The sequence below is a fragment of the Actinokineospora diospyrosa genome (assembly GCF_024171925.1).
GTDB classification, from domain to species: domain Bacteria; phylum Actinomycetota; class Actinomycetes; order Mycobacteriales; family Pseudonocardiaceae; genus Actinokineospora; species Actinokineospora diospyrosa.
Genome location: NZ_JAMTCO010000009.1, coordinates 152,705 through 168,235 on the forward strand (window position 1 = coordinate 152,705; position 15,531 = coordinate 168,235).

Below are 15,531 nucleotides of genomic sequence, written 5' to 3' on the forward strand. Positions count from 1 at the left end.
CCCGCCCATTCCCATTCCCGCACCAGTCGATGGCGATCGAGACCCTGCCCCAGCGCTGGCCTCGCCTGCGGTCGCTTCCGTCGTGTCGCCCGGTGATGCATCGAGTGCACCTATTGGTGTCCCGCCCATTGCCGTCCCCGCACCAGTCGATGGCGATCGGAGCCTTGTTCCTTCGCTGGCCTCGCCCGCAGTTGCTTCCGTCGTGTCGCCCGCTGATTCATCCAGCGCACCTGTTGGTGCCTCGCCTACGGGCATCCCCGCATCAGCTGGTGGTGATCGGAGCCCTATCTCTGCACTGGCTTCCTCTGCAGTGGGGTCCCCGGCGTCGCTGAGCGGCGTTTCAACCGCGCCCGCTGGTGCCCCGCCCATCACCATCTCCACATCAGCCGACGGCGTTCGGAGCCCTGCCTCGGCCTCGCCCGCTGATGCCGCCGGCGACCCCGTCACGTCGAGTCCAATACCTGTCCCCGCTGGTTCCGTTCGTCCGCCCTTGTCGATCCCGCTCGCTGCTCCCCAGGCGGACCAGTCGGCCCCGACCGCTGATGTCGCTGGCCACCCCGTCGCGCCGAGTTCGACACCTGTCCCTGCTGCCTCGGCTCGTCCGCCTTTGTCGATTCCGCTCGCCGCGTCTCAACTGGACCAGTCGACCTCGAGTTCGTTGTCAGAGCAGCCTGTTCCGGCGACTACCTCGTCGTTGCCGTCAGCTCAACTGGCTCCCACGGCGATCCCGCTGCCCTCGTCGGGCCACGGGCTCCCGACACAGTCCGCGGCCTCTCGGATTCCCGCGTCGCTCCGTCCGACCTCCATTCCGCTAGCCGCGCCGGATCGATCGGCATCGGACGCCCAGTCCGCGGCTTCGGTGCCCGTGGTGCAACAGGGAACCGTCAGTGCACCGGAGCCCAGCCCGGCAGCTGAGCGACCGCTGCCGCTCTCGGTGTCGTCGGTGTCCGTGCCGGTCGCGGTTACCCCCGCGTCCCAGGTACCCACAGCTCCACCCGCGCGCTCTCTCCCGCCCCTTCCCGGCAGCCTCGCCCCGGCAGCCGCACCTCCCACTGCCCGGCCGACCCCGCAGGCCGCTCCGGCGGGCACCCCCGCCGACGCGCGCAGCACCGAGGCACAGCGGCGCGCGGTGCGGACCGCCTTGGGCACTAAGTACGACTCCGCCACCCGCGCAGTCGTCCAGTTGCTTGCGGAGCGCCCTGGCCTGCGGGCTTCCGGTGACCCCGCCGCGTTGTTGACGGAGCTCGCGGTCGTCCGGGTGTTCGCTGAGGAGCCGGGAGCGTACGACGCCGCGTTTCACACGTGTTTGACGGCGGGGTTGCGGCGGTTGCCGACGATGCGTGGGGTCGTGGTCACGGGCTCGCGGCAGGTGAACCACCAGGAAGGCAGCAAGTTCAGGCTGCAAGGCCCCATGCTCGCCGTCGCCGCTGTTGGCGCTGCCGTCCCGGGGGAGACGGAACTGCTCATCTGGACGAACACCGCCCGCCGACTTGAAGGCCTTCTCGACGCCGACCGTCGCAACGACGTGGTCTTGGCCGCTCACACCCCCCTTCGAGTCTTGGCCGTTGAGGACAACCGGCTCCTCTTGGCCGAAGAAGGCGCGCCCACCGAGCGAGCACTCTCCAACCTCCGCGCCGCAGCGACCGCCCGAGCCGCCGTCGACATCCCGCACAACCCCAACGCCGCGCGCTGGTTCGGCGCGCTACCCGCCGCCTGACCGGAGCCCGCCATGCTCGCCACGCACCCCCTCACCTCGGACGCGGTGACCACCGCGCTCCCACACCCCCACGCCGCCCAAAGACCGCGCGCTCCGCACTTGCCCTCTCACCACCCAATCCAGCCCTCCCACTCGGCGGCCGGTCACCCGGCAACCTCCACTCACGACACTCCTCACCGCACCACCTCCACCCCCACCCACCACACGAACATCCAGCGACAGCCGCCCGACCAGCCCGCCATCGCTCTCCAACCACCTCGCCCGGCTTACAAGCGCCACGTCACCGACCACCCGGCCACATCGCACCAGCCTCCCGAGGCAGGCGCCCCGAGCCATGCTCTCGGCCCGACCGCCCAGGCCACCCTCACCCCACAACCGCAAGCCGGTATCAATCCGAAGGCCACCAGTCAGCCAGCCACGTCTTCCCGGCTGGCCAGCTGTGCTTTCGCGCATCAGGCCACCGGCTCGGCGATGCCGTTTGACCCGGCCGAGGCAGGTGCCGCGGGCAAGGCTGTTGGCCGCCGTTACCCGACGAACACTCAGGCTGAGCTCGCCTCGCGCCGTCACCTGGGTATCCAGCAGACCACTGGTGATCCGGTCATGCCTTCTCAGCTGTTTCGCCCTGATGGCGCCCATCAGGCCACCGGCCGCCCGGCCTTGCCGCCTCAGCATTTTGGGGCGGGTGTGCCCAGCCGGGCTGTTGGTCATCCGGGTGCCTCGCGCCCTTGGGGGTTTGCCGAATCCCCGCAGCGGCCCGGGTACCCACTCGTGCCTCGAGTCGGCCACCCACTCGAGGTCACCGATCTCCCGATCACCCCTTTCCAGATCGTGCCTCCACCAACCTCCGCACGGCAAGCACCCGGCCACTCGGCCACGTCCCACCAGGTCCGTCCGGGGCAGGGCATTCCCGCGCACCTGCCACGACAGGCTCCACTCGGCTGGGACCCGCACGTCGACAACCACCAGCGGCTGATCGACTTCCTCGCCGGTGTTGACCCCCAGGAGGTGCCGTCATGGCGAGCAGGTTGACCAATGTCCGTTCGGTTCTCAGCGTCTCGCCCACCGACGCTGACTGTTTCCGGACCGTCAACGACGCCATCGCGGCCGCGGCGGACGGTGACGTGATCGCCGTGCGGCCGGGGATCTACCGGGAGTCGGTCGTCATCGAGCGCGACATCACCCTCTCCGGTGCCGGGTCGGCGGGGGAGGTGCGCATCGAGGCGGTCGGGGCGCCCGCGTTGCACCTGACGGCCGAGCGGGCGACGGTCTCCGGGATCGTGCTCGCGCACAGCGATGGCGAGGCCGCCGTAGATCTCACCGCCGGTTCGTTGCGGATGGACGAGTGCGTGGTGGCAGCGGACTCGGCCGTCGCGGTCGCCGTGCGCGGGGGTGCGGAACTGCGGGCGAGGGACTGCACCGTCAGCAATCCGGGTGGCGCCGGTCTCCTGGTGTTCGACGGTGGCGGCGCGGAGGTGCGGACCACCACCTTCACCGGCATCTCGACCACCGCCGTGGTCGCGCGCACCGGGGGAGCGCCCCGGCTCACCGATTGCGACATCGTCGAGTCCGGTGGCGCCTTCCTCGCCGCCGACAACGCGGGTGGCACGGTGAAGAAGTGCCGCATCGAGCGGATCAACGGTCCCGGCATCGTCGTGGAGGAGAACAGCACCCTCAGCGTCACCGGCACCACCCTGTCCGAAGTGGAGGGTGTGGCCCTCCTGGTCGGCGCGGGCTCGTCGCCGAGCATGTACGACAGCACCATCATCAACGCCCAGGCCCAGGCGATCGTCCTGGTCCAGGGCGCGACGGCGACGATCGAGCGCACCGAGATCCGCGGCGCGCGCGGCCACGGCCTGCACGTCCTCGACTCCTCCCGGGCCGAGCTCACCGAGTGCGCCTTCACCGACTCGGGCCACGACGCCATCCTCGTTGGCGGTACCGGATCCGCCACCCTGACGAAGCTCACCGTCACCGGCGGCACCAACTCCGCGGTCATCGCTGAGGACAACGCAGACGTCGTCATCGCCGAGTCTCGAATCGAGCGAGTCAAGGCCACCGCGCTCATCGCTCGCGGGGCCGCCCGGCTTCGCGTAGACGGTGGCTCCATTAGAGAGTGTGGCACCGGCATCCTCTGGGAAGGGGCGTCCTCCGGGCAGCTCGGAGGCGTCGTGGTCGAACAGAACCTCGGCGACGGCGTCGTGCTCCGCTCCAGCGAACCGATCGAACTGCGTGGCTGCCGCATCGAGCGAAACCGAGGCAAGGACCTGCGCGACGACTCCGGACTTGCCCAGGTGGAAACTCCACAAGAGATCGGGCCACCCAAGGTCGAGACCTCCGACGACCTCAGCACCCTCCTGGAACAGCTCAACAAGCTCGTGGGTCTGGACGGCGTCAAGCGCGAAGTGGAAACCCTGGTGCGACTGCACCAGATGGCAGAGCGCCGCGCGGCCGCGGGCCTGCCGTCACCCCCGCTCGGCAGGCACCTCGTCTTCGCGGGCTCACCGGGTACCGGCAAGACCACCATCGCCCGGCTGTACGGCCGCATCCTCACCGCACTCGGGGTTCTGCGCACCGGCCAGCTCGTCGAGGTGGCCCGAGCCGACCTGGTGGCGGCGGTCGTCGGCGGGACCGCGCTCAAGACCGCTGAGAAGTTCGAGGAAGCACTGGGCGGCGTCCTGTTCATTGATGAGGCCTATTCCCTTTCCGCTGGGTCCGGCGGCACCGGACCGGACTTCGGCCGCGAGGCCATCGACACACTGGTGAAGCTGATGGAGGACCACCGCGATGACGTGGTGGTGATCGTTGCGGGCTACACCAACGACATGCGCACCTTCATGGCCGCCAACCCCGGACTGTCGTCGCGCTTCACCCGCACCATCGAGTTTACCGATTATTCGGCCCCCGAATTGGTGACAATTGTCGAGGGACTCTGCCGGGCTCATGATTACCGTCTGGAGTTTGAGACCCGGGCCGCGGTGCACTCTTACTTCACCAAGCTCCCGCGCGACGCCACTTTCGGGAACGGACGCACCGCACGCAAGGTGTTCGAGGAGATGGTTGGCAGGCAGGCCTACCGCCTCGCGGAAGACGACGAAGCGACTGCCATGGCTCTTACGAGGCTGCTCCCCGAAGACCTAGGACCGTTGCCCGGCAGCGGAATCGGTGCTGGAGCAGGGCGCATAGACCAAGAGCAAGTGGACAGACTCTTGTCGGACCTGCGCGGTTTGGTGGGCCTAGATGACGTCAAGGGCGAAGTCAGCAGCATGGTCGATCTGCTTGACTCGGCAAGACAGCGCCGTGAAGCCAACCTGCCGGTGCCATCGCTAAGCAGGCACCTCATCTTCGCGGGCCCGCCAGGAACCGGTAAGACGACCGTGGCAAGGCTCTATGGCTCAATCCTTGCTGCTATGGGCGTTCTCGCTCAGGGTCAGGTGATCGAGGTGAGTCGCGCCGACCTTGTTGGCGAGTACATCGGCCACACCGCTAAGCGCACCACGGAGTCCTTTGACCGCGCGCGCGGTGGCCTCCTGTTCATCGACGAGGCTTACACGTTGTCCAGCCGTCCCGGTGGCGGGCAGGACTTCGGCCGTGAGGCGATCGACACGCTCGTCAAGCTCATGGAGGACCACCGCGACGAGGTTGTGGTCATCGCCGCGGGCTACGCGGGGGAGATGGCGGGGTTCCTCGCCGCCAACCCCGGCCTGCAGTCGCGGTTCTCCCACCACGTCAACTTCGCCAACTACACCGCCGACGAACTGGTCACCATCGTCAGCCAGCACGCCACCAAGATCGGCTACGAGTGCACCGCCCCTACCGTCGCGGCGCTGCGCAGCCACTTCCTCGCGATCCGCCGCGATGAATCGTTCGGCAACGGACGATATGCGCGCCAGGTCCTCGATGAGGCGGTCACCCGGCACGCCCGCCGTATGCGCGGGATCACCTCGCCGACGATCAGCGATCTGTGCGTCCTGCTCCCGGAGGACATCCCGGCGGCGAGCCAGAGCGGCAAGCCACCCGGGCAGGCGTAGCGCTGGATTGGCCTGCCCATTCGGCGGGTTGTGCGGCCGGGCAAGGGAGTGTGAGCCTTGTCCGGACCGCGCGCCTTCTGCGCGGCAGCGTAGGGGGAGGAATCTCAATGTACGAACAGAAACGGCGTAGACGGCTGTCCCTCGTCTTCGCCTTGATCACGCTCTTATCCGTGTTGAGCCCAACTGCGTCTGGTGCGTCAAACAGCCCAGTACGGTCGCAGGCCAAGGAATCCGCAGTCATCGACGGTAGTTACATCGTGGTGTTCAAGGATGCGCCCGGCCCCAGGTCAGCCACGTCGAACACCGCCGCGACTACGGCATCTCGCTACGGTGCGCAGTTGACTTACACGTATCGACACGCCCTCAACGGTTTCGCGGGCCGCTTCGACGCTGAGACCGCCCGCAAGATCGCCGCTGACCCGGCGGTGGCGTACGTAAGCCAAGATCTCAAGGTCAAAGCCGACGGAACCCAGGTAACGCCACCGTCTTGGGGCCTGGACCGCATAGACCAACGCGATCGTCCATCGGACAACACATACAACTACCCGGCGAACACGGCTTCCAACGTCACCGCGTACATCATCGACGGCGGCATCCGCACCACCCACCAGGACTTCGGTGGACGGGCGACATGGGGCACCAACACCACAGGCGACGGCAACAACACTGACTGCAACGGCCATGGAACACACGTTGCGGGAACAGTCGGAGGTAGCACCTATGGCGTCGCGAAGGCTGTTAAGCTCGTGGCCGTCAAGGTACTGAACTGCGACGGTAACGGTACCTCCGCTAGCTTCATCGCGGGCCTCGACTGGGTGACGGCCAACCACGTGTCCGGGCCCGCAGTCGCCAACGTCAGCCTTGGTGCTTCCGGCACCAACCAGGCATGGGAAGACGCGGTCCGAAACTCCATCAATGACGGCATCGTCTACGCCATCTCCGCGGGCAATGACACCGAGGACGCCTGTAACCACACGCCAGCGCGCACTCCGCAGGCCATCACTGTTGGCGCTACCGACATCAACGACCGCATCGCCGACTTCTCCAACTATGGCACCTGCGTTGACATCCTCGCCCCCGGCGAGGCCATCCTCTCGGCCTACAATGACAGCGACACCGGTAGCGAGTACTTGGACGGCACCTCTATGGCCGCTCCGCATGTAACCGGAGCTGCCGCGCTGCTTGTCGCCGCAGAGCCCACCTTGACGCCTGCACGCGCCGCTGAGGCGCTCCTGCTCGATTCCACTCCCAACAAGGTCACCGCTGGCCGGGTCGGCACGCCCAACCGTCTGCTGGCGACCAACACCGGCAACCGGCCGGGCTACCCGGTTGTGGCGAACCCGGGCTTTCGCGCCGCACGCGTTGGTACCGCCTTCTCACTGACACTCACCGCGGCGGGTGGGACTGGACCGTACAAGTGGACCGCTACTGGTCTGCCTGCCGGCCTGACCATTAACCTCAACACCGGTGCCATTACCGGTACTCCTACGACTGCGGCGACCTCAACCGCTACCGTTACCACTACCGACGCCGCCAACCGGACTCGGGCCACGGCGTTCCAGATCACGGTGACGCCAGCCGCGGGTAGTTGCTCCAGTCCTGGTCAACGGCTGGTGAACCCCGGGTTCGAGAGCGGCTTCGCCCCCTGGAACGGCTACACCAACGTTATCGGTGCGTGGACAGGCGGTGACCGAGGCCCACGCACCGGCACCCGCGCGGCGATCGTCAACGGCAACGGGGTGCAGCACGACGAGATGCTCAACCAGGCCGTCCTGATCCCAGCGGGGTGTGTCCACTCGACACTGTCGTTCTACCTGCGCATCACGACGGAGGAGACCGATCCCGTCCCGTACGACACTGTGAGTATCTGGCTGGGTAACACGATCCTGGCGACTTATAGCAACACCGACGCTGGTGCGTACGCACTCAAGTCGTTCCCCGTGGGTGCCTACGCGGGGCAGGTGCTGGTGTTGACGATCGATGGCTCGGAGGACTTCGCGGCCGCGACCACATACTCCTTCGATGACTTCTCTCTCGTAGCGTCCTAGTGTGCAGAGGGCGGCGCGGGGTCAGCGATGACCTCGCGCCGCCCGTGCGGCCGGTCCTAGGCCCCCGTGCTCAGGATGGTGACCGAGTCGCTGAGCGTATTGGTCACGTAAGCCTCTTTGCCGTCAGGGGAGACGGCTAGTGACCACGGCTCTCGACCGACAGGCACCGTCGCCGTGACCTGGTTGGAGCCGACGTCAATGACCGAAACGGTTCCCGAACCGTTGTTGGCGACGTAGGCATGCTTGCCATCCGGCGCTACCGCTACCGCCATCGGCCGCTCGCCTACGTCAATCGTGTCGGTTACCTTCTGGGACTCCGTGTCCACTACCGACACGGTGTTGTCGTCGAAGTTCGCTGTGTAGATGGTCTTACCGTCCGGCGATACGGCTAACGCCAAGCTGCTCTTGCCGACCCGTACCGAGCCGAGCACTCGATGGCTGTCCAGATCGAGGATGGTGACCTGGTTGAGTTCCACGCTCACGACATAGACCTTGTTGTGGTCCACCACGAGGCCACGGGAGCCCGCCGGAGCCTTCGCGAACGGCGTCGCCACTGTGCCGTCCGTTTCCAGTTCGAGGATCTGGGCAGCTTCCTGGTCAGGGATGAGTAGCCTCTTACCATCAGGTGTCGTGTCCGGGACAAACAAGCCCTTGCCCGCCGGGACCGTCGACACCACCTCATCCTTCGCGGTATCGACGACAGCAACAGCGTTGCCCGGGCTAAGAAGCGTCACGAAGGCCTTGTCGCCGCTGACCACCACGTACTGCGGTGGCGCGGTCATCGGGATCGCTCGGATCACCTTCCGCGTGGAGCGGTCGATCACCGACACCGTGTTGGACACGCTGCTCGGCACATACACCTTCGACCCGGAGACGGCCACGCCACGGGGACGCCGTCCTACCCCGTTGATCGTCCCCGCCACGGTGGGGGAGCCGCTGCTCGCGCCAATGACAGCATCTGCTTGCGCGGCCACGGTCTCGCTGCCGCCACCAGTGAGGAAAGCGATGCCCCCGCCTACAACGGCGGCAGCCGCAACCGCGGCCACCGGGATCAGGAACTTCCGCCGACTGACCTTCGGGCGGGCTGATGGAGAGGGAACACGTACGGGCGTCGGTGCGACCCGCCTAGAGGCGATGGCGGCGGCGCCTAACGCAACGGTGAACTTCGGGTGTAGCCCGGTCCTCACTGGACGGCCGAAGGCGGCGGAGACAACCTGGTCCACCAGCGGGATGCGTGACGATCCACCAGCGAGTAGCACGGCCGCCAAGTCTCGTGGGGTAAGTCCAGCTGACGAGATGGTGCGGTACAGCGCCTCCACTGTTAGGTCTACCGACGGCCGGATCATCTCGTTGAACGCCAGCCGGGTGACTACCACCTCACGATGACCGGACAGCAGTGGCACTCGAACAGTCACGTCCGGCTCGATCGACAACTCTTCCTTGGCGCGCACACAGGCTGCCCGTGTCGCGGCCAGCACTCCGGCCATAGCCGGGTCCGCGGGGTCCGACTCGGTGAGCCCGCCGCCCACGGCTGCGTCCACATGGGCGAACAAGGCCTCGTCGAAATCCATGCCCCCCAGGCGTTCGATGCCCTCGGGGGTACCCACGATCTCCATGCCGTCTTCACGGGCCCGCAGGATGGTCGTGTCGAACGTTCCGCCGCCGAGGTCGTACACAGCGACAAGTTCGCCGACACCCAGTCGCCGCTCGGCCGCGTAGTGCGTGGCGGCCGCCTCAGGCTCAGTCACCAGGACCGCACCGGGTAGACCTGCCAGCCGGGGGACCTCGTCGAAGTGCTCCCGCCGGTACGGCCCCCACACCGCCGGGCACGTCAAGACCACAGATTCAGGGACTGCGCCAATAGTTGCAGTCACCCTCGCCATCACGGACTTCAACTGCGCCGCTAATAGCGCGGCGGGGGAGTAAGGGGCCCCTCCCACGACCAATGGTGTCGGATCACCCAACCGGCGCTTGAATCCGCGCGCCAACCTGTGCGGCTCATTCCGCGCCGCGTCCACCGCCGCGTCACCCGTGAGCAATGTCCCGTCCACCGTGGCGAAAACCGCTGATGGCTCAACGACTCCGGCTCGCCCCAGGGACACCATGGTCGTGGCGATCGGGCCGGAACCGGTCGGACCGATAATGGCGGCTCCGGTGAAGGTGGTGCCGAGGTCGATACCGACGCCGTGGCCCATGGAGTTCTCCCAGTCCGCGCGGGCGATAGCCCTGCTCCGGTAGTTGACTCTATCTTTGCGCGGCGGGGTAGGGATATCCCTACCCGGCTAGAGGGCAACCCCTGTTGCCCGTGGTCGCCCGCGAACCGCAATATTGTCCGATGAACCCGATCACGCGCTGGTGGCGACGGGTCCGCCCGGTGCGACTGCGCCCGGTGGACCCGGTGACCTGCGCGCTGCGCCGGGGGCTGGAACGTGATCTTAACGACGGGCCCGCGCAGCGGGTCGCGGCCTTGTCGGTGGAGCTAGGGTTGCTGTCCGTGGACCTCCCCGACGACCCCGCGTTGGCCGGGCGCATCGACCAACTGCAGGGCTCGCTGGACACCGTCCTGGCGGAGCTGCGCGAGATCGGTGGCGCGTTGTACCCGCCCGTGCTGGCCAGCGACGGGTTCGAACCGGCGCTGCACGCGGTGGCCGAGCGGCACGGCGTCGCCCTCGCCGTCAGCGGCGGCCCGGTGGACCGCGACACCGCGGACGCCGCGTGCCTGGCCGTGGCCGACCACCTGCGGTCGGTTCCCCGCGACACCCGGCTCGACGTGCGGGTCCGGCGCGGACTGGGCTCCGTGTGGGTCGACATCACCGAGGAGCGGCAATGCGGGTAGCCATCGCCGATGACGGTGCCCTGTTCCGGGAGGGCCTGGTCATGCTGCTGCGCGCGGCCGGGCACGAGGTCGTCGGATCCGTCTCCGATGGGGACAAGCTGGTCGCCCTGGTGGCCACGGACCCCGTGGACGTGGCCATCCTCGACATCCGGATGCCCCCTGAGCCCGATGGTGGGCTCGCGACCGCGGAGCGCGTGCGCGCGCTGCGACCGGAGACGGGGTTGTTGTTGCTGTCGCACTACGCCGAGACGCACTACCTGATGCGGGTCCTCGAGATCGGCACCGAAGGCGTCGGCTACCGGCTTAAGGAGAAGGTCGCGGGCGTGCAGGTGCTCGACGACACTCTCACCCGCCTGGCCTCAGGGGAGATCGTGATCGAACCGTCATTGGCCAAGCGCCTGGTGGAACGCCCCGCGGGTGGGGACGGTCCGGTCGGCGCGCTCAGCGAACGCGAACACGACGTGCTCCGGCTCATGGCCGAGGGGCGCACCAACAACGCCATCGCCAAGGAACTGTTCATCTCCGCGAAAGCCGTGGAGAAGCACATCGCGGCAATCTTCACCAAGTTGGACCTACCTGGTGACCCCAGCGTCCACCACCGGAGGGTCCTGGCGGTGCTCGCGTACCTGCGGGCCAGGCGGATCGACGGGTAACGGGGTGGACTACGAGGCGTTAGTCCGTGAACTGGCTGAATCGACCGGTCAGTCCGCGGCGTACTACGCCCCCGACGGCGATGGACTGACCGTTGCCGCTGCCTGGCCCGGCCCGGCTGCCCCTGCTGATCGCGTCGAGTCGATCCCAGGTGTTGTCGAGCGGGTACCGGGTGGGGGAGCGGTGGCGTTGTCCGCCGCGGGTTCGGGTGATCTGCAGCGGTTAGGCCGAACGGCTCACAAGATCGCTCTAGTCGCTGCCGACGAGCGGTTACGTGCCGAACGAGAACGGCTCACTGAGCGGGTCCACGTGCTTGAGGCCGATGCGCGCGCTGCACGCGAACGGCTCGCGGAGGTAAGAGAACTCGAGCGGCGCCGGATCGCTGGTGCGCTCACCGCTGTCACCACTCGCGAGTTCACTGATCTGCGATCCCTACTCGCGGACTTGGACTACGCGGGCAGTGACACCGCCCGTGCCCTTACCGCGTTCCGCACTGCCCTCGACGACGTCATCGACCGCTTTCGTACGGTTGTGCGCGGTGTCCACCCTGCAATGCTGCCCGAACGCGGACCAGTTGCCGCGCTTGAAGAACTCGCGGCAGATCTACCCCGCCCGGTTCGCTTCACTGGTGACCTGGGACGCCGTGTCGGCTGGGAAGTGGAGTCCGGGATCTACCACGCCGCCGCGGCCGTGGTGTCGTTGTTGGCAGAGGGCTCATCCCGCGAACCAGTCGAGGTGGAACTGTCGCGTGTGAACGGTGCTCTGGTATTGACCTTCGCGGACAGCTCCTCAACACTCACCGCCGCCGAGTTGCGATCCACGTTGAAGGACGATGCGGACCGGCTGGCGGCGTTCGGGGGCATCCTCGACACCTGGGTCACGGGTGGACGTGTGGTTGTGCGGATATGGCTACCAGAACGCCTCGACGGATCCGCCGTCGTGGCACCTGCCTCGGCCGAGGGGACTCTCTTAGCGCGGGTCCGGGACTTGGTGACCACGGCGGTGCGAGAGTCGGTAGCCGGTTGGTCGGAGATCGCCGATCGCTTAAACCAGCCGCCCACGGTCGCTCTGGTCGACTCTTCCGGCGCAGTGGAGCTGCTCACCGGATACACCTTCGCCAGCGACGGCGCGGTCACCTGGTACATGCACGGCCGTACCGGGGATGTCACCTTTCACCGCCAAGGCCTACCTCCCGTCACCACCCCAGTTTCGGTAGCGGGACTCACCCGCCCCTCTGACGTTTCCCGCTTAGTGATCCGCTGGCCAGCAGACATCCTGCGCCACATCACTCTCGTCGACATCCCGACCCTGCCGACGGCGGTAACCGGCTACGACGTAGTGGTCCTACCGCAACCCAATCCCACTTTCTTGCGTACCTTCCGCGACAAGGTCGACATCATTGTCGGCACGGACGACCTCGCGACCCTCTTACGCCGCCGCGTCATCGAGCGGGCCGACCTCATCACCGCCCGTTCGGTCCTGGCGGCTGCACGTCGCGCTCCACGCCCAGAGCCTCTGGCCCGCCTCTTAGACCGCATCGAGGCTGACGCTCATGAACTCGCCGAGCTATCTCTGCTGAACGACCTGGAGTCCGGTCACTTAGCCCTTCCCGGTGACCCGATACGCCTCTTAGGCGCCCACGGCCGCGCCCCTCATGCCCGTCTAGGGCTGCCAGCTTCCTCGAACCGCGACGAGATTCACCACGCCGCCGTCACTGCCACCGCCCTCTGGCGTACCCGTGCAGGCAACCCCGCCACCAGCCCTCACCACCGCGACGCCTGCCTGATTCTTGTCCGAACCTGCGAGGGCCTGTCCCTGATCTGAGGGGTCACGACGACGCGGGGATGAATCCTTCGACCGTGGTCCCGTTGCCCAGGGCCGAATCCACCCGGACTGTGCCACCGACATCGGTGAGTCGCGTCGTCAGGTTGACCAGGCCGGTACCGCTGCCGACCGCCTCGAACCCCGGCCCGTCGTCGCGGACGGAGAAGTGCAGACCGTCGGTGGTGGTGTGCACACGGACATCGATGGCGGCGCCGACCGCGTGCTTGTGGGCGTTGTTCACCGCTTCCAGGCACACGAAGTAGACGGCGGTCTCGACTGGCGCGGGATAGCGGGGCAGATCGGCTGCGACTTCCAGGCGCACATCGGTGTGCGGGGCCAATTCGGCCCCCAGCGCTGCCACCAGCCCCTTGGCGAGCGCCGGTGGCAGGATTCCCGCCGCGGTGCGCACGAGGCTCTCCTGGGCCGCGTCAAGCCTGCCGGACAGGGTGCTGATGACCGCGGGGTCGTGCTCGGCGACGGCGACGGCCATGCGCAGGGCCACCAAGTGGTGCTGGGCGCCGTCGTGCAGGTCGCGTTCGATGCGGCGGCGCTCGGTGTCCATCTCGGCGGCGGCCCGCCAGCGGCCGTCGGCCAGGTCGGCGGTGGCCTCGTGGCCGCGGCCGCGCAGGTCGTCGACCGAGCGGGTGAGCCGGATCAGGTCGACCACCGGCGCGAGCACGGCGGCGACCGCGCCCAGCCTGGCCCGGCTCGGCCGCACGCGGAGTTCGGCACCCGGGCAGATCACCGCCCGGAACCCGCTCCCGCCCGCTCCCCACGCGTAGCGGGCACCGTCCAGTCGCAGTTCGCAGCCCTCGGCGCCCAAGGCAAGCCCAACCGCCTCGGCCACGGCTTCCGGGCGGGGATCGCGCTCACCGACGACCGTGGCGACAGCGGCGAGAACGGCATCCACCGCAGGGTCCCCGTGATCACGCCGCGCCACCCCACCACGGTACCTCTCGGGTACCTCAGGCGGGACGGCTGCTCAGCACCGTCGACTGGTCGATCTTCCACTGACCACCTTCGTTAACCAACACGTAACGGTGTACTTCCCTGACGTTCCTGCCATTGGCGAACCGGTAGTCGATCGTGGCCGTCACGGTGTTCTCCCCGGCAGGGGTCACCCCGGAGATCTTCACCCCCTTGATAGAGCCCCAGAAGCGCTGGTAGCCCTCGTACCCGCCCGCCGGGTTCCGCTGGAACTTCTCCGTTAGGCGCGCCCACCCCTGGTCGAGCCCACCCGGCATCAAGGCGTAGTACTCCGTTAGTGCTGCCACCGGGTCGCCCGGCGATTGCACTACCGGGACCTCGGCAGGAGGAACGGTGGTGATGACAGGTGGCTGGGGTGTCGTGGTCGGGGACTGTGCCGTTCCCGAGGGAGTCGTCACCGGCGGAGTGGCCGCGGGGGGAGACGTCTCGGACGCTATCGGGGCAGCAACTCCCGAGCCTTGGCTATCAACCAAAGCAAGGACGGCAACGGTGCCGCCCGCTAGTAGTGCCAACGCCACCAAGACAATCGCCGACCTCTTGCGCCTCGGTGGCTCTACCGGCTCCAACTGCTGTGTCGGAGTGAAGGCAGTCGGAGTGAAGGCAATCGGATCGGCCTCAAAGGTGCTCAACGCATCGCGGACTTCCACCATGGTCGGCCGCGCCGCCGGGTCTTGATCCAGCATCCGAAGAAGCAGGGGTGTTAAGCCGCCCGCTCGCGCTGGGTTTGTGAAGACCCCCGTCGAGACCCGATAGAGCAAGGCGATCGGGTTGTCGTCACGCCCAAACGGCGGCTCACCCTCGACAACGGTGTACAGCGTCGCTCCCAGCGAGAACACATCAGAAGCAAAGGTCGCCACCTCGCCCCTGGCGACCTCTGGAGCTAGGTAGGCCGGGGTGCCTCTAACGGTGGTGGTAGCGGTGGCGGATGAATCGGCGGCAAGGCGAGAGATCCCGAAGTCGGTGATCTTTATGCGGCCGTCCTCGCCTAAGAGCACGTTGGCTGGCTTGACATCTCGGTGAACCACCCCAGCGTCGTGTGCGGCAGCCAAGCCCGACGCGACGGCCGCACCGATACGTGCGGCCTCCTCCGGGGAAAGCGGTCCGGAGGAGGCCAGCACCTCAGCCAAGCTTGTCGACGGCAGGTACTCCATGACAAGGCAGGGGTAACCGTCGTCATCGATGACGTCGAACACGGTGATGGCACCGGGGTGTTGCAGCTTCGCCGCGATCCGGCCTTCTCGCACCGCGAGCGCGCTGACGCGCTCCGCCTCGGGTCCAGGTGGGACCCGCATGCGCTTCACCGCCACCGTGCGGTGCAGGCGTTCGTCGTAGGCCCGCCACACCTCGCCCATGCCGCCTTTACCCAGCGGCTCGACCAGACGGTAGCGGCCGGAAACCTGTCGCCCGGAATCCCGTCGTTCAATCACTCAGGTGGGGTTA

9 protein-coding genes are annotated in these 15,531 nt (G+C 67.5%); 6 read left to right on the plus strand and 3 right to left on the minus strand.

Features of this window, described 5'->3' with window-relative positions; all coding sequences use genetic code 11:
- Positions 1-1,129: 1,129 nt before the first annotated feature.
- The 3 genes from LV75_RS18910 (at position 1,130) to LV75_RS18920 (ending at position 7,793) form a co-directional block, all read left to right on the plus strand.
- Positions 1,130-1,717 carry a hypothetical protein gene (locus LV75_RS18910; protein WP_253888265.1) on the plus strand — a complete coding sequence of 196 codons (588 nt, stop codon included), beginning with the start codon at positions 1,130-1,132 and terminating at the stop codon, positions 1,715-1,717.
- Positions 1,718-2,730: 1,013 nt separating this feature from the next.
- Entirely contained in the window at positions 2,731-5,745 is a 3,015-nt protein-coding gene (locus LV75_RS18915; RefSeq protein ID WP_253888266.1) for a right-handed parallel beta-helix repeat-containing protein, read from the plus strand.
- 107 nt (positions 5,746-5,852) lie between these two features.
- Positions 5,853-7,793 (plus strand): S8 family peptidase, encoded by a 1,941-nt coding sequence (locus LV75_RS18920; protein ID WP_253888267.1) that lies wholly within the window; start codon positions 5,853-5,855, stop codon positions 7,791-7,793.
- Positions 7,794-7,849: 56 nt separating this feature from the next.
- On the opposite strand, the gene LV75_RS18925 is transcribed toward LV75_RS18920, so the two are convergent.
- Positions 7,850-9,988: an Hsp70 family protein gene (locus tag LV75_RS18925; protein WP_253888268.1), complete on the minus strand. Its 2,139-nt coding sequence runs from the start codon at positions 9,986-9,988 to the stop codon at positions 7,850-7,852.
- Positions 9,989-10,128: 140 nt separating this feature from the next.
- Here LV75_RS18925 and LV75_RS18930 point away from each other — a divergent pair, with 140 nt between their 5' ends.
- From LV75_RS18930 to LV75_RS18940, 3 genes are read left to right on the plus strand one after another with little or no spacing between them, the layout of a single operon-like run.
- The gene (locus LV75_RS18930; RefSeq protein WP_253888269.1) at positions 10,129-10,629 is read left to right on the plus strand and encodes a histidine kinase dimerization/phosphoacceptor domain-containing protein; all 501 of its coding nucleotides are present in this window, start codon (positions 10,129-10,131) and stop codon (positions 10,627-10,629) included.
- A complete protein-coding gene (locus LV75_RS18935; protein ID WP_253888270.1) occupies positions 10,620-11,282 on the plus strand; it encodes a response regulator transcription factor in 663 nt (220 codons plus the stop codon). The genes LV75_RS18930 and LV75_RS18935 overlap by 10 nt, the downstream gene beginning before the upstream one ends.
- A gap of 4 nt (positions 11,283-11,286) precedes the next feature.
- Positions 11,287-13,104, plus strand: coding sequence for a sensor histidine kinase (locus LV75_RS18940; RefSeq protein ID WP_253888271.1), 1,818 nt, complete (start codon positions 11,287-11,289; stop codon positions 13,102-13,104).
- A 4-nt stretch (positions 13,105-13,108) separates the two neighbouring features.
- On the opposite strand, the gene LV75_RS35545 is transcribed toward LV75_RS18940, so the two are convergent.
- A complete protein-coding gene (locus tag LV75_RS35545) occupies positions 13,109-14,044 on the minus strand; it encodes a sensor histidine kinase (protein ID WP_253888272.1) in 936 nt (311 codons plus the stop codon).
- Between the two features lie 25 nt (positions 14,045-14,069).
- Positions 14,070-15,518 carry a serine/threonine-protein kinase gene (locus LV75_RS18950; RefSeq protein ID WP_253888273.1) on the minus strand — a complete coding sequence of 483 codons (1,449 nt, stop codon included), beginning with the start codon at positions 15,516-15,518 and terminating at the stop codon, positions 14,070-14,072.
- Between the last annotated feature and the right edge of the window lie 13 nt (positions 15,519-15,531).